General features: G+C 69.6%; 14 protein-coding genes. 8 read left to right on the forward strand and 6 right to left on the reverse strand.

The window, feature by feature from the left end:
* Positions 1-37 precede the first annotated feature (37 nt).
* The 3 genes from WAT24_RS10835 to WAT24_RS10845 form a co-directional block, all read right to left on the reverse strand.
* The gene (locus WAT24_RS10835; RefSeq protein WP_336807880.1) at positions 38-1,645 is read right to left on the reverse strand and encodes a carboxyl transferase domain-containing protein; all 1,608 of its coding nucleotides are present in this window, start codon (positions 1,643-1,645) and stop codon (positions 38-40) included.
* Between the two features lie 187 nt (positions 1,646-1,832).
* On the reverse strand, positions 1,833-2,249 hold the full coding sequence (locus WAT24_RS10840) for a hypothetical protein (protein WP_336807881.1): 417 nt from the start codon (positions 2,247-2,249) through the stop codon (positions 1,833-1,835).
* Between the two features lie 169 nt (positions 2,250-2,418).
* The gene (locus tag WAT24_RS10845) at positions 2,419-3,597 is read right to left on the reverse strand and encodes a thiolase family protein (RefSeq protein WP_336807882.1); all 1,179 of its coding nucleotides are present in this window, start codon (positions 3,595-3,597) and stop codon (positions 2,419-2,421) included.
* A gap of 215 nt (positions 3,598-3,812) precedes the next feature.
* On the opposite strand from WAT24_RS10845, the gene WAT24_RS10850 reads away from it, so the two are divergent.
* From WAT24_RS10850 to motB, 7 genes are all read left to right on the forward strand, one after another.
* Positions 3,813-6,632, forward strand: coding sequence for a S8 family serine peptidase (locus tag WAT24_RS10850; RefSeq protein WP_336807883.1), 2,820 nt, complete (start codon positions 3,813-3,815; stop codon positions 6,630-6,632).
* Between the two features lie 95 nt (positions 6,633-6,727).
* A complete protein-coding gene (tgt, locus tag WAT24_RS10855) occupies positions 6,728-7,852 on the forward strand; it encodes a tRNA guanosine(34) transglycosylase Tgt (RefSeq protein ID WP_336807884.1) in 1,125 nt (374 codons plus the stop codon).
* Between the two features lie 267 nt (positions 7,853-8,119).
* Positions 8,120-8,452 (forward strand): preprotein translocase subunit YajC, encoded by a 333-nt coding sequence (gene yajC, locus WAT24_RS10860; RefSeq protein WP_336807885.1) that lies wholly within the window; start codon positions 8,120-8,122, stop codon positions 8,450-8,452.
* Positions 8,453-8,525: 73 nt separating this feature from the next.
* On the forward strand, positions 8,526-10,406 hold the full coding sequence (gene secD / locus WAT24_RS10865) for a protein translocase subunit SecD (RefSeq protein ID WP_336807886.1): 1,881 nt from the start codon (positions 8,526-8,528) through the stop codon (positions 10,404-10,406).
* Between the two features lie 13 nt (positions 10,407-10,419).
* Positions 10,420-11,391, forward strand: a complete 972-nt coding sequence (gene secF / locus WAT24_RS10870; RefSeq protein ID WP_336807887.1) for a protein translocase subunit SecF — start codon at positions 10,420-10,422, stop codon at positions 11,389-11,391.
* A gap of 218 nt (positions 11,392-11,609) precedes the next feature.
* Positions 11,610-12,479 (forward strand): flagellar motor stator protein MotA, encoded by an 870-nt coding sequence (motA, locus tag WAT24_RS10875; protein WP_336807888.1) that lies wholly within the window; start codon positions 11,610-11,612, stop codon positions 12,477-12,479.
* Complete coding sequence (gene motB / locus WAT24_RS10880) at positions 12,476-13,537, forward strand: flagellar motor protein MotB (protein WP_336807889.1); 1,062 nt, start codon at positions 12,476-12,478, stop codon at positions 13,535-13,537. Before motA ends, motB begins: the two co-directional genes overlap by 4 nt.
* A 3-nt stretch (positions 13,538-13,540) precedes the next feature.
* Here the strand turns inward: motB and WAT24_RS10885 are convergent, their stop codons facing one another.
* The 3 genes from WAT24_RS10885 to WAT24_RS10895 form a co-directional block, all read right to left on the reverse strand.
* The gene (locus WAT24_RS10885; RefSeq protein ID WP_336807890.1) at positions 13,541-14,980 is read right to left on the reverse strand and encodes a sensor histidine kinase; all 1,440 of its coding nucleotides are present in this window, start codon (positions 14,978-14,980) and stop codon (positions 13,541-13,543) included.
* 133 nt (positions 14,981-15,113) lie between these two features.
* The gene (gene murU / locus WAT24_RS10890; RefSeq protein ID WP_336807891.1) at positions 15,114-15,851 is read right to left on the reverse strand and encodes an N-acetylmuramate alpha-1-phosphate uridylyltransferase MurU; all 738 of its coding nucleotides are present in this window, start codon (positions 15,849-15,851) and stop codon (positions 15,114-15,116) included.
* Positions 15,848-16,882, reverse strand: coding sequence for an aminoglycoside phosphotransferase family protein (locus WAT24_RS10895; protein WP_336807892.1), 1,035 nt, complete (start codon positions 16,880-16,882; stop codon positions 15,848-15,850). Before WAT24_RS10895 ends, murU begins: the two co-directional genes overlap by 4 nt.
* A 203-nt stretch (positions 16,883-17,085) precedes the next feature.
* Here WAT24_RS10895 and WAT24_RS10900 point away from each other — a divergent pair, with 203 nt between their 5' ends.
* On the forward strand, positions 17,086-18,360 hold the full coding sequence (locus WAT24_RS10900; protein WP_336807893.1) for a nucleotide sugar dehydrogenase: 1,275 nt from the start codon (positions 17,086-17,088) through the stop codon (positions 18,358-18,360).
* Positions 18,361-18,477: the final 117 nt, after the last annotated feature.

Raw genomic sequence — 18,477 nt, forward strand, 5'->3', positions numbered from 1 at the left:
GCGAGGTGCGCGGCCGCGCGCCGGGCCGCGCCGTCGGTCACATGCGGAACACGCCGAAGCGCTGCGGTTCGATCGGGGCGTTGAGCGAGGCGGAGATGGCCAGGCCGAGCACGCGGCGGGTATCGGCCGGGTCGATGATGCCGTCGTCCCACAGCCGCGCGCTGGCGTAGTACGGATGGCCCTGGCGTTCGTACTGTTCGCGGATGGGCGCCTTGAAGGCCTCTTCCTCCTCCGCGCTCCAGCTCTTGCCGGCGGCCTCCAGGCCGTCGCGCTTGACCGTGGCCAGCACGCTGGCGGCCTGTTCGCCGCCCATCACGCTGATCCTCGCGTTGGGCCACATCCACAGGAAGCGGGCGCCGTAGGCGCGGCCGCACATGGCGTAGTTGCCGGCCCCGAAGCTGCCGCCGATCACCACGGTGAACTTGGGCACGTGCGAGCACGCCACGGCGGTGACCATCTTGGCACCGTCCTTGGCGATGCCGGCCTGCTCGTACTTCTTGCCGACCATGAAGCCGGTGATGTTCTGCAGGAACACCAGCGGCACGTTGCGCTGGTTGCACAGCTCGATGAAGTGCGCGCCCTTGAGCGCGCTCTCGGCGAACAGGATGCCGTTGTTGGCGACGATACCGACCGGGTAGCCGTGGATGTGCGCGAAACCGGTGACCAGCGTCTTGCCGTAGCGTGCCTTGAACTCGTGGAACTCCGAACCGTCGACGATGCGCGCGATCACTTCGCGGATGTCGAAGGGGCGGCGCGCATCCTGCGGAACGATGCCGTAGAGCTCCTCGGCAGGATACCGCGGCTCGATCGGCGCGCGCACGGCGAGAGGCATGGTTTTCCTGCGGTTGAGGCTGGCCACGATGTCGCGCGCGATGGCCAGGGCGTGCGCATCGTTCTCGGCGTAGTGGTCGGCCACGCCCGAGACGGACGTATGGACGTCCGCGCCGCCCAGCGTTTCGGCGTCGACCACCTCGCCGGTGGCCGCCTTCACCAGCGGCGGGCCGCCCAGGAAGATGGTGCCCTGCTCGCGCACGATGACGGTCTCGTCGCTCATCGCCGGCACGTAGGCGCCGCCGGCGGTGCACGAGCCCATCACTACGGCGATCTGCGGGATGCCGAGGGCGGACATGCGCGCCTGGTTGTAGAAGATGCGGCCGAAGTGCTCCTTGTCCGGGAACACCTCGTCCTGCAGCGGCAGGAAGGCGCCGCCGGAATCGACCAGGTAGATGCACGGCAGCCGGTTCTCCAGCGCGACCTCCTGCGCGCGCAGGTGCTTCTTCACGGTCATCGGGAAATAGGTGCCGCCCTTGACCGTGGCGTCATTGGCGACCACCACGACCTCGATGCCGTCGACCCGACCGATGCCGGTGATGATGCCGGCGGCCGGAGCCGCGTCGTCGTACATGCCGTGCGCCGCCAGTGGCGAGAGCTCGAGGAAGGGGGAGCCGGGATCGAGCAATGCGCGAATGCGCTCGCGCGGCAGCAGCTTGCCGCGTGCGGTGTGCTTCTCCCGCGCCCTGGCGCCGCCGCCGTCCGCGCTGCGCGCAAGTTGCTGCCGGAGGTCGTCCACCAGGGCGCGCAACGCGGCGCTGCTGGCCTGGAAGTCGGGCGAACGGGGGTCGATCTGCGAGGCGATGATGCTCATGGATACGGGCTCGTCGTTCGGGCCGCCGGTGGCGGTTATGTGCACGGGGCCGGCCGCGGTGGCGAGCGGCTGATCCGGGCGCCGGCCAAACACCGGATCATAACCGGCCACGACGTGGCGCGCCGTCAAGCACGCAAAAAAAAACCGGCCGCGGACGGCCGGTTTTCTTTTCCAAGCGAACGCGGGATCAATGGCCCTTGTTCGTGTCCTTGGCGGCATCCTTGGCGTTGTTGGCGGCATCCTTCGCGGCGTCGGCGGCCTTGTCGGCCTGGTCGGCAGCGTTGGAAGCGGCGTCCTTGGCCTGCGACATCGCATCGTGCGAAGCGTCGCTGTTGGCCGGGGCGGCAGCCGAAGCAGCGGCAGCGGCCTGCTGGGCCTGGTCGGCGGCCTGGCCGGCGGCGTTGGCCTCGGTGGTGGCCTGCTGGGCAGCCTGGTCGGCAGCCGGGCTCTGGGTCTGCGCGGCAGCCTGCTGGGCCTGGTCAGCGGACTGCTGGGCCTGGTCGGCGGACTGCTGGGCGTCCTGCGCGGAATCCTGCGCGCCGTTGCTGCAAGCCGCCAGCAGCGCGACGAGCGCAGAGGCGAGTAGGGTACGCGTGAACTTCATGGTGGATCTCCTTTGCCGTGGAATGCCGTTTTGGCCGCGTATTAATAACGCTTTCCCTTAAAGCGCGCCACCGGTTTATGGCGTCGCCTTCAGTACATATTAAAAACCCGGTTAAGCGGCTTTCATTCGTTTCGTGGAGGGGAGGTGACGGTTCGCGCACCCGGGCCGGTCAATCCAGCCGCTCGACGGCGATCGCCGTGGCCTCGCCGCCGCCGATGCAGAGCGACGCCACGCCGCGCCTGAGGCCGCGGGTCTTCAGGGCGTTGAGCAGGGTGACCATCAGGCGCGCGCCACTGGCGCCGATCGGGTGGCCCAGGGCGCAGGCGCCACCATTGACGTTGAGCTTTTCGTGCGGAATGCCCAGTTCGCGCATCGGCGTCATGGCCACGACCGCGAAGGCCTCGTTGACCTCGAACAGGTCGACGTCGTCCACCTTCCAGCCGGCCTTGTCGAGCACCTTGCGGATCGCGCCCACCGGGGCGGTGGTGAACCACTCCGGCTCCTGCGAATGGGTGGCATGGGCCACGATACGCGCCAGCGGCGCGAGGCCGCGCGCCTTGGCATCGTCGGCCGACAGCAGCACCACCGCGGCGGCGCCGTCGGAGATGCTGGAGGAGCTGGCGGCGGTGATGGTGCCGTTCTCCTTGCGGAAGGCCGGCTTGAGACTGGGGATCTTGTTGATGTCGGAGCGGCCCGGCTGCTCGTCGGTGTCCACCGTGACGTCGCCCTTGCGGCCCTTGACCGTGACCGGGACGATTTCCTCGGCAAAGGCGCCGGACGCCTGCGCCGCCTGGGCGCGCTTGACCGACTCGATCGCGTAGGCGTCCTGCTCCTCGCGGCTGAACTGGTACTTGTCGGCGCATTGCTCGCCGAACACGCCCATGGCCTTGCCGTCGTAGGGATTGGTCAGGCCGTCCCAGGCCATGTGGTCGACCAGCTGGCCGTCGCCGTAGCGGATGCCGGTACGTGCAGCGACCATGTGCGGCGCATTGGTCATCGACTCCATGCCGCCGGCGACCACGATCGCGGCCGAGCCGGCCTTGATCAGGTCGTGCCCCAGCATGATTGCCTTCATGCCCGAGCCGCATACCTTGTTGATGGTGGTGCAGCCGGTGCCGGGCGGCAGGCCGGCGGCGAGCGCGGCCTGGCGGGCGGGGGCCTGGCCGAGGTTGGCCGGCAGCACGCAGCCCATCAGCACTTCGCTGACGTCGGCCGGAGCGATTCCCGACTGTTGCAGCGCGGCACCGATCGCCGCCGCACCGAGGGTAGGCGTCGGCACGCCGGTGAACTGGCCGAGGAAGGAACCGATGGCGGTGCGCTTGGCGCCGGCGATGACGACGTCGGACATGGGGCATTCTCCGAAGACTGGGCGCGACGGGCCGCGCCGTGGGTGTTCACCCATTATCGCAGTCCATGCCGCAGTGCGGCAAACGGCGGCCGCCGGCCGCGCCTGCTTCGCCGCCCCCGCCGCTGTGCCACACTGGGGTCACTTGCGGGCTTTGGGGTCCGCGCAATCGCGCGGGCGGCCGGCAAGGATGCGAGGCGAGCGAGGGGAGCGTGCATATGAAACGGCAGGGTTTGCGCCACCGGGAAGTGGCGTTGGGCATTTTCGTCGCGTTGGGGCTGGGAGCGTGCGGAGGCGGAGGCGGCAATATCCGTCCCACGCCCGTCACGCCGCCGCCGGAGCCGCCCCCGACCACGCCGACCGCGCAGCCGCCGCTGGATGCCCAGCTGGCGTTGACCGACACCTATGCGGCCCATGCGCAGGGCTACACCGGCGCCGGCGTCACCATCGGCATCGTAGACAGTGGAGTGATGCGCAATCATCCGGCGCTGACCGGCCGGGTGAGCCAGGAGCTGGTCTACGTCGACCCGGCGACCAACAACACCAGCATCGACGACGTGGTCGGCCACGGCACCTGGGTCTCGGAGATCGCCGCCGGCCAGGCCTTCGACCGGTTCCCCGGCGGCATCGCGCCGGGGGCGACGCTGGTTTCCGCGCGCATCATCGCGGACAAGGAGCCCACGGACGACGGCTCCGGCCAGGGCAACGCGGTGGGCGCGTCCGATGCCGACTTCTTCGGTCAGGTGCTCAACCCGGACCTGATCAACGCCGGTGTGCGCATCCAGAACAACTCCTGGGGCGGCATCTACTGGGACACCAGCGACGCTTCGATCAACCAGGCCTTCGGCCAGGCCTACGACGACTTCGTGCTGAACCACGACGGGCTGGTGGTGTTCGCCGCCGGCAACGATTCGCGCGCAGACCCCAGCGACATCGCCGCGCTGCCCAACCTGGCGCCCGAGCTGGAACGCGGCTGGCTGGTCGCGGTGGCGGCCGACAGCAACAGCGCCGCCGACGGCGCCACCAAGCTGGCCGACTATTCCAATGCCTGCGGCAAGGCCATGCGCTACTGCCTCACGGCGCCGGGCGACGTGATCGTGGCCGACAAGGATTTTCCCAACCCGGATCCTTCCAAGGACTACTGGATCGTCACGGGCACGTCGTTCGCCGCACCGCAGGTGTCCGGCGCTGCCGCGCTGGTGTGGCAGGCCTATCCGTACTTCGACAACGACCTGGTGCGTCAGACCCTGCTCGGCACCGCCGACGACATCGGCGCGCCGGGCCCGGATGCAACCTTCGGCTACGGCATGCTGGACGTCGGCAAGGCGGTCAACGGCCCGGCGAAATTCGACTGGGGTGACGTCACCGTCAGCTTCACCGGCGAGTCGAGCTGGAACAACCCGATCTCCGGCCTGGGCGGCCTGATCATGCAGGGGCCGGGCACCTTGGACCTGACCCAGGACGCGACCTACACCGGCCTGACCCACATCGAAGGCGGCATCCTCAATGTGCAGGCGCTGGCCTCCTCGGTGCAGATCGACGCCGGCGGCACGCTGGGCTCGGCCACCGACATCGGCGGCAGCGTGACCAACGCGGGCGTGCTGACCGTGAGCGGCGCCGACGTGAACATCTCCGGCGACTACGTCCAGCAGGGCGCCGGGCGCCTCGCGCTCGAGCTGGGCTCGGTGCTGCGCGTCGACGGCACCGCCACGCTCGCCGGCGGGGACCTGTACGTCATCGGCAAGCGCTCCGACTACGTCGCCCATGCGCACACCGACGTGATCGACACCGTCGGCGGTCTGACCGGCACCTTCGGCGCGATCAACGCCGCCTCCAACGTGATGCTCACCGCCACGCCGGGCTACGACGCCACCAGTGCCTGGCTGGACGTCACCCGTGCCGACGTCACGGCAATCCAGGGCATGAGCTACACCGCCGCCTCGTACAACGCGGCGCAACGCGTGGAAGGTGCCTTCGGGCAGTTGGACACCCGGCTCGCGGCGGCCGGCGTCGGATCGGCGTCGGCGACCGGCGGTTTCGTCGCGGGCGCGGCGAGCCTGCAGCAGGCGGCCACGCTGGCCACTGCGCAGCGCTCGCTCGAAAGCCTCTCCGGCCAACTGCACGCGGCCAGCGCGGCGATGACCTTCGAGGCGATCGACGCCGGCACCCGCGCCCTGTCCGACCGGTTCGACCAGCTGCTCGACAGCACCTCGGCCGGCGGCTGGGCGCAGGGCCTGGGCTACCACGGGGACATGGGGCGCAGCGGCTACGCCGACGTGGGCGTGGACCTCAGCGGCGTCCTCGCCGGCCAGGACATGCGCATCGGCAGCAGCGGCGTGGCCGGTTTCGCGTTGAGCCAGACGCGGGGCCTGGGACGGCTCGCCGAAAGCGCCGACCAGGGTCGCAGCCACGCGCTGGAGGGCATGCTCTACGGCGGCGTGGTGCGCGGCCAGGCTTACCTGATGGGGCGCATCGGCATCGGCAGCTACCGCGAGAGCATGCACCGCAACCTCGAGCTCGGCCCCGCGTTCGCGGGCGTGGCGAGCGACAGCCGCGGGCACTACGACGTGGCCTACGGCGAGAGCGGCTACCGCGCCTCGCTGGGGGCGCTCGCACTCACGCCCTATGCCAGCGTGCAGTATGCGCGCATCGACAGCAGCGGCTTCGACGAGTCGGGCGCCTGGGGCTTCGGCCTCAAGGCGGATGCCCATGCCGTGGAGCGCTGGCAGGCCGGCCTGGGCCTGCGTGCGACGCGGCGCTGGAGCTTCGCCGGCGGCGGCAACCTGGACCTCGGCATGCACCTGGCCTGGCAGCGCGCCTTCGCGATGCGCGGGGATGTCTTCGAGGCGAGCTTCACCGGCATCGACCAGTGGGCGCCGCTGGGTGGCGTCGGGCTGTCGCGCTACGGCGGGGTGGCGGGCGTGAACCTGGACTGGGCGATGTCGCCGCGCGCGGGCCTGTCCTTCGGCCTCGACCATCGCTTCGCGCAGCGCGAGCACGCGAGCACGGCCACGCTCGCGTACCGGCTGTCGTTCTAGCCGTGCGCCGCGCCCCCGGCCCGGGGGCGCGGCGAAACCCAGGGTACCGGACGGGCCGATCGCCGCCGCCCCGCGCGAACGGCGATAATCCCCCGATGACTTCCATGACATTCGATCTGCTTGCCCGCGACGGCGCCGCCCGCCGCGGGCGCCTCCGCTTCGCCCGCGGCACGGTGGAAACCCCCGCGTTCATGCCCGTGGGCACCTATGGCTCGGTCAAGGCGATGACCCCTCGCGACCTGACCGAACTCGGTGCGGAGATCATCCTGGGCAACACCTTCCACCTGTATCTGCGGCCCGGCCTGGACATCGTGGAGAAGTTCGGCGGCCTGCATCGCTTCGTCGGCTGGAACAAGCCGATGCTCACCGATTCCGGCGGCTTCCAGGTGTTCTCGCTGGCGCACAAGCGCAAGCTGGCCGAGGAAGGCGTGACCTTCGCCTCGCCGGTGGACGGGTCCAAGGTGTTCCTGTCGCCGGAAGTCTCGATGAAGATCCAGGCGGTGCTCGATTCGGACGTCGCGATGATCTTCGACGAATGCACGCCGTACCCGGCCACCGAGAGGCAGGCGGCCGATTCCATGGCGATGTCGCTGCGCTGGGCCGAGCGCTCGCGCCGCGCGTTCGACGAGCTTCGGAATCCCAACGCCCTGTTCGGCATCGTGCAGGGGGGCGTGTACGAGCCGTTGCGCCGCCGCTCGGCCGAAGGCCTGGTGCAGATCGGTTTCGATGGCTACGCGGTGGGTGGCCTGGCGGTCGGCGAACCGGAGGCCGAGCGCAACCGCACGCTGGACTTCACCCTGCCCCTGCTGCCGGCGGACCGGCCGCGCTACCTGATGGGCGTGGGCCGGCCGGAAGACATCGTCGAGGCGGTGTGCCGCGGCATCGACATGTTCGATTGCGTGATGCCCACCCGCAACGCGCGCAACGGCTTCCTGTTCGTGCCCGAGGGCACCTTGCGCATCCGCAATGCCAGGTACGCCGACGACACCCGCGTGATCGAGGAGGGCTGCGACTGCTACGCCTGCGCCAACGGCTTTTCCCGTGCCTACCTGCGCCACCTGGACCGCTGCAACGAGATCCTGGCCAGCCAGCTCGCCACCCACCACAACCTGCGCCATTACCAGCGGCTGATGGCCGGACTGCGCGACTCCATCGCCGCCGGCGCGCTGCAGGATTTCGTCGCCGCCTTCTACGCGCGGCGCCGCGGCGCGGTCGCTTGATGGTCTTGCAGGGGCGAACTTGCTCGCGATGCCTTCCTTTCTTTCGGCGCGCGGCGAAAGAGGATCGCGAGCAAGCTCGCTCCCACAGAGGCGTGGCCGCGCATGGCGGCCGGCGGCGTCCCGGGCCGGCCGCTGGAACTTTTCGGGCCTCCGTGCCGTCCCTGTGAAGGCGCCGTGCATGCCCTTGGGGTGCATGGCATAATCCAAGATCTTTTTCCTGGCGCGGACGGAAATTCCAGTCCGCGCCTCAACTTGCAGGATGAAACGATGAGTCTGCCGCTGTCCCTCACGATCGCTCAGGCCGCCCCCGCGGCCGCGCCGGGCAACCCGCTTTTCAGCTTCCTGCCGCTGATCGCGCTGTTCGTCATCTTCTATTTCCTGATGATCCGCCCGCAGATGAAGCGCCAGAAGGAGCATCGCAACATGGTCGCGGCGCTGGCCAAGGGCGACGAGGTGGTCACCAACGGCGGCATCGCCGGGCGCGTGGACGAGGTGGGCGAGAGCTTCATCACCGTCGAGATCGCGCCGAACGTGAAGATCAAGTTGCAGAAGGGCGCCGTCTCCCAGGTGCTGCCCAAGGGCACGCTGAAGGCCTCCTGAGGCCGGTCAGGCCATCCGCCGCGGCCGAGGGGGCCGCGGCCTTGAAGAAGTAACGAGAACGGGCTCCCCAGGCATGAGTGACTTCCCACGCTGGAAATACGCGCTGGTCGCGATCGTGTTGCTGTTCGGCATCGTCTACGCGCTGCCCAACGCCTTCCCGCCGGTGCCGTCGGTACAGGTGCTCGCCAGCCGGGGTGCCGCGGTCGACAGCTCGGTCGAGCAGAAGGTGGCCGCGGCGCTGAAGCAGCAGAACGTGTCCTACACCCACCTGGGGATCGAAGGCGACCACCTGGTGGCCGACTTCCCGAATGCCGACGTGCAGGCCAAGGCGGCCGACGTCATCAAGGGCGCGCTGGGCGACAACTACACCGTCGCGCTGAATCTGGCCTCCACCGTGCCCGGCTGGCTGCGCGCCATCCACGCCAACTCGATGCCGCTGGGGCTGGACCTGCAAGGTGGCGTGCACTTCCTGATGGCGGTCGACCAGAACGCGGTGATCGACAAGCAGGAAGACCGCTATGCGGACGACATCCGCAGCCTGCTGCGCGAGAAGAACATCCGCTACGAATCGGTGACCCGCGCCAGCCAGCGCGGGCAGGGCATCAACGTGGTGCTGCGCTCGGCCGACGACCGCTCCGCCGCCGCCGCGGCGATCAGCGCCGAGTACCAGGACCTGCTGGTGCAGGACGGAGCGAGCACCGGTGACCGCTTCCTGCTCAACGTGGCGGTCAAGCCGGAGAAGCTGCGCGAGCTGGCGCTGAACGCGATCCGCCAGAACACCGGCACGCTGCGCAACCGCATCAACGCGCTGGGCGTGTCCGAGCCGGTGATCCAGCAGCAGGGCGAGGACCACATCGTGGTCGAACTCGCCGGCGTGCAGAACCCGGCGGAGGCCAAGAAGGTGATCGGCGCGATCGCCACCCTGGAATACCGCGCCGGCATCGGCTTTCCGGGCGACCCGCGTGCAGTCGAGGCGGCACGCACCGGCAACGTCCCGCCCGATGCCAACCTCTACTACGAGCGCGGCACGCACCGCCCGGTGCTGGTCAGCAAGCGCGTGATCGTCACCGGCGACGAGCTGGTCGACGCCGCCTCCGGTACCGACCAGCAGAGCGGCACGCCCAAGGTCGACGTCACCCTGAGCGCGGCCGGCGCCAAGAAGATGCTCGACTTCACCAGCGCCAACGTCGGCAAGCCGATGGCGGTGGTGTACGTGGAGACCGTCTACGACACCAAGATGGTCGACGGCAAGGAAGTGCGCGTGCCGCACACCACCCAGGAGGTCATCAGCGACGCGACCATCCAGGGCGTCTTCGGCAAGCAGTTCCAGACCACCGGCCTGTCCAGCCCGAAGGAGGCCTCGGAGCTCGCGCTGCTGCTCAAGGGCGGCTCGCTGGCCGCGCCGATGGACATCGTCTCGCAGTACGTGATCGGTCCCAGCCTGGGCCAGGACAACATCAAGCAGGGCCTGCAGGCGGTGCTGCTGGGCCTGGGCCTGGTGCTGCTGGCGGCGGCGGTCTACTACAAGCTGTTCGGCCTGGTGGCGGACATCGCGCTGTTCTTCAACCTGGTGATCCTGGTCGCGGTGATGTCGATGATCGGCGTGACCCTGACCATGCCGGGCATCGCCGGCATCGTGCTGACGCTGGGCATGGCGATCGACGCCAACGTGCTGATCTGCGAACGCGTGCGCGAGGAGCTGCGCAACGGCTCCAGTCCGCATGCCGCCATCCGCGCCGGCTACGACAAGGCCTGGGCGACCATCCTCGACGCCAACGTCACCCACCTGATCGCCGCGCTGGCGCTGACCACGATGGGCTCCGGCCCGATCAAGGGCTTCGGCGTGACGCTGCTGATCGGCATCCTGACCTCGATGTTCACCTCGGTCACCGTGACCCACGCGATCACCGCGCTGATCCACGGCAACCGCAAGCTCAAGACCCTTTCGGTGTAAGGGCGGGGACCGCATGGAAATCTTCAACCACAACAGCAACGTGCCGTTCCTTGGCATGCGCAGGGTCAGCATCGCGATCGCCGCGTTGCTGATGCTCGCCTCGATCGTGCTGATCTTCACCAAGGGCCTCAACTACGGGCTCGACTTCACCGGCGGCGTGTCCATCGAAGTGAAGTACGACCGCACGGTCGACATCGGCGAGGTGCGCAAGGCGCTGGCCGAGGCCGGCATCGAGAACCCGGTGGTGCAGAGCCTGGGCGGTTCGCGCCAGGTGGTGATCCGCCTGCAGCCGAAGGACGACAAGGCCGTTGCCGCGTCGGCCAACCTGAGCGAGTCGGCCAAGGCCGACCGGGTGGCCGCCAACGTGATGGCCGCGCTGAAGAAGGAGCGTCCGGACGCCACCCTAAGCAGCCGCAACTTCGTCACCGCCCAGGTGGGCGACGAGCTCAAGAGCGACGGCAGCATCGCCGCCGTCTTCGTGATCATCGGTATCGGCGTGTACCTGTGGATACGCTTCGAGCGGCGCTTCGCGATCGCGGCCCTGGCCACCGAGGTGCACGACGTGCTGGTCACCCTCGGCGTGATCGCGCTGGTGCAGCGCGAGTTCGACCTGACCGTGCTGGCCTCCGTACTGGCGGTGATCGGCTACTCGATCAACGACAAGGTGGTGGTGTTCGACCGTATCCGCGAACTGTTCCGCCTCGCCCGCAAGGCCGACCCGGAGGAGATCCTCAACCGCTCGATCAACACCACGCTGTCGCGAACCATCATCACCTCGCTGTTCACCGGCATCACCATGGCGGCGCTGTACTTTTTCGGCGGCCCGGCAGTGCACGGCTTCGCCATCACCATGCTGATCGGGATCGTGGTGGGCACGCTGTCCTCGATCTTCGTGGCCAGCCCGATCCTGCTGTGGCTGGGCGTGTCGAAGAAGGACCTGATGCCGCAGACCCGCGACAATCCGGAGCTGGCACGGCGACCCTGACGTCGCCGAGCAGCGCGCGAAAGCCCGGCCCCGAGCCGGGCTTTTCGTTTCTGGGGGGGCGGATTCACGGCCGGCCCGCAAGCGAGGGCCTTCCGCGGCGTCCCGCTGCACGCGGAAGAGTGACGCAGCTCGCGTCCCGGCGCGCCCCGCGCGTTCAATTTTCCGGCCGGCCGACCGATAAACCGGAATGCAAGGCGCCACGCCGCCCGGAGTAGGTCATGCTGGTTCTGGTTGGGTCGTTGATCGTGCTGGGCTGCGTGCTCGGCGGCTACGTGATGTCGCACGGGCAGCTGTTGGCCCTGTGGCAACCCTATGAGCTGCTGATCATTTTCGGCGGCGCGATCGGCGCGTTCCTGGCGGCCAACCCCGCCAAGATCGTCAAGGGCGCGCTGCGCGACGCGGCCGGCCTGATCAAGGGACCGAAATACCGCAGGCAGGACTACGTCGACCTGCTCGCCCTGCTGTACGACATCTTCGGCGTGATGCGCAAGGAAGGCGTGCTCGGGATGGAGTCGCACATCGAGGACCCGCAGGCCAGCTCGGTGTTCTCCGCCTATCCGCGGCTGCTCCGCGAGCACCATCTGGTCGAGTTCATCACCGACTGCCTGCGCCTGATCGTGGGCGGCAACATGGAGGCGCACGAACTGGAGGCGCTGCTCGACGCCGAGGTGGAAACCCATCACCACGAGGCGGAGGCCCCCTCGGTCGCGGTCGCCAAGATGGCCGACGGCCTGCCGGGCTTCGGCATCGTCGCGGCGGTGCTCGGCATCGTCACCACCATGTCCAACCTGGGCGGCGATACCTCGCGCATCGGCGAGCACATCGCCGGCGCGCTGGTGGGGACGTTCCTGGGCATCCTGCTCTGCTACGGTTTCATCGGCCCGCTGGCGGCGGCAATGGAGAGCCGCGTGCGCGAGGACGGCAAGGCCTACGAGTGCGTCAAGGTCGCCCTGCTGGCCAACCTGCGCGGCTACAACCCCAAGGTGTCCGTCGAGTTCGCGCGCAAGGTGCTGTCCGCGCATTCGCGTCCCAACTTCCAGGACCTGGAAGACCACCTCAAGGGTGCCCGAGCGGGGGCCGGTGCATGAGCGAGGGCGGCGCCCCGGTCGTCATCAAGCGGGTCAGGAAGCGCCCGCACGGCCACCACGGTGGCGCCTGGAAGGTGGCCTACGCCGACTTCGTGACCGCGATGATGGCCTTCTTCCTGGTGATGTGGATCATCGGCGCGGGCACGCGCGAGCAGAAGGCGGCGATCTCGCAGTACTTCCGCAACCCCAGCGGCACGCCCGGCACGGCGACCATCGCCCCGCCCGGCAAGGTCGGCCCCGGCGGCGCCAGCGACGCCGCCATCAAGCTGGGCGGCGCAATGGATCTCTCGCACGGTCCCGGCAAGGACCGTCACAATGGGCCACCGCGTACCGCCACCAAGGCCGAACTGGACAGGCAGGCGCGCGAACGGGAGAAGGAGCGCCTGCAGGAGCTGATGAAGCAGCTGCACGCGGCGATCCAGAACAGCCAGGCGCTGGCTCCGTTCAAGGACCAGTTGCTGCTCGACATCACGTCCGAGGGGCTGCGTATCCAGATCGTGGACAAGCTGAACCGGCCGATGTTCGACCTGGGCAGCGCGCAGCTGAAGGACTACACGCGCGCGATCCTCGGCGAGCTGGGCGGCTTCATCAACCGCGTGCCGAACCACATCAGCATCACCGGCCACACCGACGACGCCCCTTACGCCAACGATCGCGACTACAGCAACTGGGAGCTGTCCACCGATCGCGCCAACGCCGCGCGCCGCGCGCTGCTGGCCGGCGGCATGCTCAAGGGCAAGACCGCGCGGGTGGTCGGCCTGGCCGCGTCGGTGCCGCTGGACAAGGCCCATCCGGACAACCCGATCAACCGGCGCATCAGCATCATCGTGATGACCAAGGAGGCGGAAGCGGCCGCGCTCTCGCAGGACGTGGTCGACACCCGCACCGATCCGGCCGGCGCCGCCGCACCGACCGCGAGCCAGGCGCCCCAGGCGTCCGGCGCGGATGCACCATCGGCCGCTCCGGCCGGCGAACCCGGGCCAGCGGCGGCGCGGGCGACGCCGGTCGCCGCCACGGCCCTGCCGGTGCCGCCGACCCTGAAGCCGGCCGGCCGTTGAGGGTTACTCCTCGTCCAGCTCCGGCAGCGGCACCGAGATGCGGCACACCAGCCCGCTCTCGCGGTAATCGATGCTCACGGCGCCGTTGCTCGCCGGATTGAGGCTGCGTTCGATCAACCGGGTACCGAAGCCCTTGCGGGTGGGCGGACGCACCGGCGGGCCGTCGTGCTCGATCCAGGCCAGGTGCAGGATGCGCCGGCCGGTGGAATCCTCGCCGACCCGCCAGTGGATGCGCACGCCGCCGCCACGGTCGCCCAGCGCGCCGTACTTGATCGCGTTGGTGGCCAGCTCGTGCAAGGCCAGCGCGAAGGACAGCGCGTGCTGGGGCGACAGCCGCACGCGCGGTCCGTCGATCTCGAAGCGCTCGCTGCCGCGGAAGTTGTGCGAGCGCGCCATCTGCGCCACCAGGTCGCTCAGCAGGGCGCTCTGCCAGTGCTCGCGGGTGAGCACGTCGTGGGCGTGGGAAAGCGAGATCAGGCGGGCGTTGAAGACCTCCGCGGCGCTCTCCACCGAGTCGGCCCCGCTGAAGGACTGCGCCGCCAGCGACTGCACGATCGCCAGGGTGTTCTTCACCCGGTGGTTGAGCTCGTTGATCATGGTGCGCTGCTGCTGTTCGGCGAGCTTGCGCTCCTGCACGTCGACCATCACGCCGGCGAAGCAGGTCGGGTGGCCCTGCTCGTCGTGCTCGCAGCGCCCGGACGCCTCGACCCACAGGTAGCCGTCGTCCGGTTGGCGGATGCGGTACTGGCAGCGGAACGGCGCCTTGCGGCGCATGGTCTCGTCGATGCGCACCTCCAGTTCGGGCAGGTCCTGCGGATGGACCCGCTCGAGGAAGGTGCGTGCCGGCAGCCCCGCGGCGGCCTCGGCCGGGTCGAGCGAGAAGCTGCGCGCGAAGCGGCTGTCGGCGGTGACCTTGCCGGTCTGCACGTCCCACAGCCAGGTGCCGATGACCGCGCCGGAGTCCAGCGCCAGCTCGACCTGCTCGCGCGCGCGGCGGTAGGCGCGCTCGGCCAGCACGCGCGCGGTGGTCTCCACCACGATGGCGAGGAAGCCGCGCGGGGTCCCGTCGGCGTCGCGCAGCGGCGTGTACTCCAGGTCCAGCCAGACGGTCTCGGCATGGCCGTTGCGGAACAGCACCAGCGGCTTGTCCTTGTACGAAAGCGAGCGGCCGGTCAGCGCCACGTCCAGCACGTGCTGGTTGAAATCGGCCACTTCCGGCCAGGCGGCGAGCACGTTGAGGCCCAGCAGGTACGGATGGCGGGCACCGGCGAATCCGGCGTAGGCGTCGTTGTAGATGATCTGCGCATCCGGCCCCCAGACCATCGTCATCGGCAGGTTGGACGCCAGCGTGATGTCCACCGCGGTGCGCAGCGCCTGCGGCCACTGTGCCATCGGCCCCAGGGCCGTGGACGACCAGTCGTACGCGCGCACGCGTTCGATCATCCTGGGCCGATCCTGCGTCCGTTCGTCGTGATCCATGCGTGGGGCGCTTCTCGGGTGACTCTATTCTTTCCACTGTAGAAAGCCATCCATGTATGGCTCGTTATGCCGGCGCCAGGCAGGTCCGGCCCCCCGGTCAGGCGCCCCCGGGGCGACGCGTGCGCGCCAGCTCGCCGCGAAGGTGGCGATCCAGCTCGGCGAGGCGGGCGGGGGTGCCCACATCGGTCCAGGCGCCGCGGTGGTGCGTACCGTGCGCCAGCCCGGCATCCATCGCCGCGCGCAGCAGCGGCGCGAGCCGGAATCGGGGCGGGCGCTCGGCGGCGCCCGGCGCGTCCCCGACCAGTGCGGGCCAGTCACGTAGCAACTCACGCCGGTAGACGCCGATACCGCTGAAGGTCAGCCGCCGGGTGCCGGTCGCGTGCAGGCGACCGTCGCCGTCGAGCATGAAATCGCCGTCCGGATGATGGGCGGGATTGTCCACCATTACCAGATGTGCGAGGCCCTGCGGCGCTGCCGGCAGGGCGGCGTAGTCGACGTCGCTGTGGATGTCGCCGTTGATCGCCAGGAACGGCCCCTCGCCGAGCAGGGACAGCGCATTGAGCATGCCGCCGCCGGTCTCCAGTGGCGCGGGACCCTCGTAGGCGTAGCGGATGCGCAGCCCCCATCGGCTGCCGTCGCCGAGCCGCTCCGGGAACTGCTCGGCCAGGTGCGAGGTGTTGATCACCACGTAGTGCACGCCGGCGGCGGCGAGTTTTTCCAGATGCCACACGATCAGCGACTTGCCGCCGGCCTCGAGCAGCGGCTTGGGCGTGTGCTCGGTGAGCGGGCGCATGCGCTCGCCCAGCCCCGCGGCGAAGATCAATGCGTGCCTCATGCGGCGGCCGGCACGGTGAGGTCGCGCTGCCCCACGGCGCGGTCGATCAGCGCGGCGAGGTCGGCCAGCTCCGGGTAGCGTCGCGCCACGGCGAGCACGTAGTCGAGCACGCGCGGCAGGTCGGCCAGGTAGCCGCGCTTGCCGTCGCGGTACCACAGGCGGCAGAAGATGCCGAGCACCTTGAGGTGCCGCTGCAGGCCGATCAGGTCGAACCAGCGTGTGAAGCGCGCGGGGTCCAGCGAGGCATCCAGCAGCCCTGCCGCGACTGCGCGGGTCCGGTAGGCCTCGACCCAGCGGGCCACCCGCGCCTCGTCCCAGGCGATGTAGCAGTCGCGCAGCAACGAGGCCAGGTCGTAGGCCAGCGGGCCGTGCAGGGCGCCCTGGAAGTCGATGATGCCCGGGTTCCACCACGGCGGTTCACTGCCGGCCGGCGGATCGACCAGCATCAGGTTGCGGCTGTGGAAGTCGCGGTGCACGAACACCCGTGGCTGTTCCGCGGCGTTGTGCAGCAGCGTGGTGAACGCACCCTCGATCACGTCCCATGCCTCGCACGCGGGCGTGTAGCCTAGGTGGCGCTGCAGGAACCACTCGGGCATGAGCTCGAGCTCGCGCTGCAGGAAGGCGTGGTTGTACGGCGGCAGGTCGGCGCCGTCGACGGCGGTCTGGATGCGCAGCAGCGCGTCCATCGCCCGGCCGTACAGCGCGTCGGCGCTGCGTTCGTCCAGGGCGGGCAGGTACGGACGGTTGCCGAGGTCCTCGATCAGCAGGAAGCCCTGCGCCAGGTCGTGCGCGTGCACCGCCGGCACGTGCAGCCCGGCGGCATGCAGGCGCCGGCCGATCGCCAGCCAGGGGGCGGGGTCCTCCAGCGCCGGCGGGGAGTCCATCACGATCCAGCTGCGCTCTCCGTGCCGCGTGCGCCAGTAGCTGCGGAAGCTGGCGTCGGCCGAGGCCGGCGCGAGGACCAGCGTGGGATCGCCGAGGGTGGCGCGGGTCCAGGCGAGGCGTTCGGCGGCGCGGTCGGGGACGGTCATGGGCACGGTAACGAGGGGGAAGGCCAAAGCTTAGCGCGGCCAACGCGTCTGCTGTTCCCTCTCCCTCCGGGAGGGGCGCCCAAGGCGGCGATGCAGCACGCGGAGGCTGACCCGACCCTCATCCATCCCACTCCCGACCGGCGAGGGGCTCAAGCCACCCGGCTTCCTGTACCCTCAACGCATTTCGGCTGCATCCAGGTTCCATGGAATCCCACACCCCCGCGCGCATCGGCATCATCGGACTGGGCTACGTCGGCTTGCCGCTGGCGGTGGAGTTCGGCCGCCACTTCGACACGCTGGGTTACGACATCGACGCGGCGCGCATCGCGGAGCTGCGCGGCGGCAGCGACCACACGCTGGAAACCAGCCCGGAACAGCTGCGCGCGGCCACCCGGCTGCGCTTCACGGAGCGGGCGCAGGACCTGGCCGGCTGCAACGTCTACATCGTCACCGTGCCCACGCCCATCGACGAGGCACAGCGGCCGGACCTCAAGCCGCTGGAGGCGGCCTGCCGCATGCTCGGGCCGTTGCTCGGGCGCGGCGACGTGGTGGTCTTCGAATCCACCGTGTATCCCGGCACCACCGAGGAGGTCTGCGTGCCGCTGCTGGCCGCCGGCTCGGGGCTGCGCTTCAACGTGGACTTCTTCTGCGGCTACAGTCCGGAGCGGATCAACCCGGGCGACCACGCGCGGCGCGTGACCGACATCGTCAAGCTGACCTCCGGCTCCACCCCCGAGGCGGCCGAGCGGGTCGACGCGCTCTACCGCACCATCATCCGCGCCGGCACGCACAAGACCTCGTCGATCCGCGTGGCGGAGGCGGCCAAGGTGATCGAAAACGTGCAGCGCGACGTCAACATCGCGCTGGTCAACGAGCTGGCGCTGATCTTCCACCGGCTCGGCATCGACACCGAGGAGGTGCTCACCGCGGCCGGCACCAAGTGGAACTTCCTGCCGTTCCGCCCGGGTCTGGTCGGCGGCCACTGCATCGGCGTGGACCCGTACTACCTCACCCACAAGGCCGAGGTGACCGGCTACCACCCGGAGCTGATCCTGGCCGCGCGGCGCATCAACAGCCGCATGGGCAGCTACGTGGCCGACCGCGTGATCCGCCTGATGAGCGAGCGGCGCCTGCACATCGTCGACGCGCGCGTGCTGGTGCTGGGCTTCGCCTTCAAGGAAAACTGCCCGGATCTGCGCAACACGCGGGTGATCGACATCGTGCGCGAGCTGGAGTCCTCCGCCGCGCAGGTGGACGTGTACGACCCCTGGGTGGACCCGGTCGAGGCCGAGCGCGCCTACCGCGTGCGGCTGGTGGAGCAGCCGGGCGAGGGCTACGACGCGATCATCGTCGCCGTGGCGCACCGCCAGTTCCGCGACATGGGCGCCGAGCGCATTCGTGCGCTGGGCCGGCCCGGGGCGGTGATCTACGACGTCAAGTCGGTGCTGCCGCAGGAGGCGGTCGACGGCCGGCTGTAGGGCGGCAGCATGGTGGGGGCGAGCTTGCTCGCGACGCCTTTGCTGATGGGCATGGAACCAAGCAAGAGCAACGCCGGCAAGCTCGCTCCTGCAGGTGCCGGCCGGCTTGCCGTGTCC

This window comes from Fulvimonas yonginensis, from assembly GCF_037137055.1.
GTDB lineage: Bacteria > Pseudomonadota > Gammaproteobacteria > Xanthomonadales > Rhodanobacteraceae > Frateuria_A > Frateuria_A yonginensis.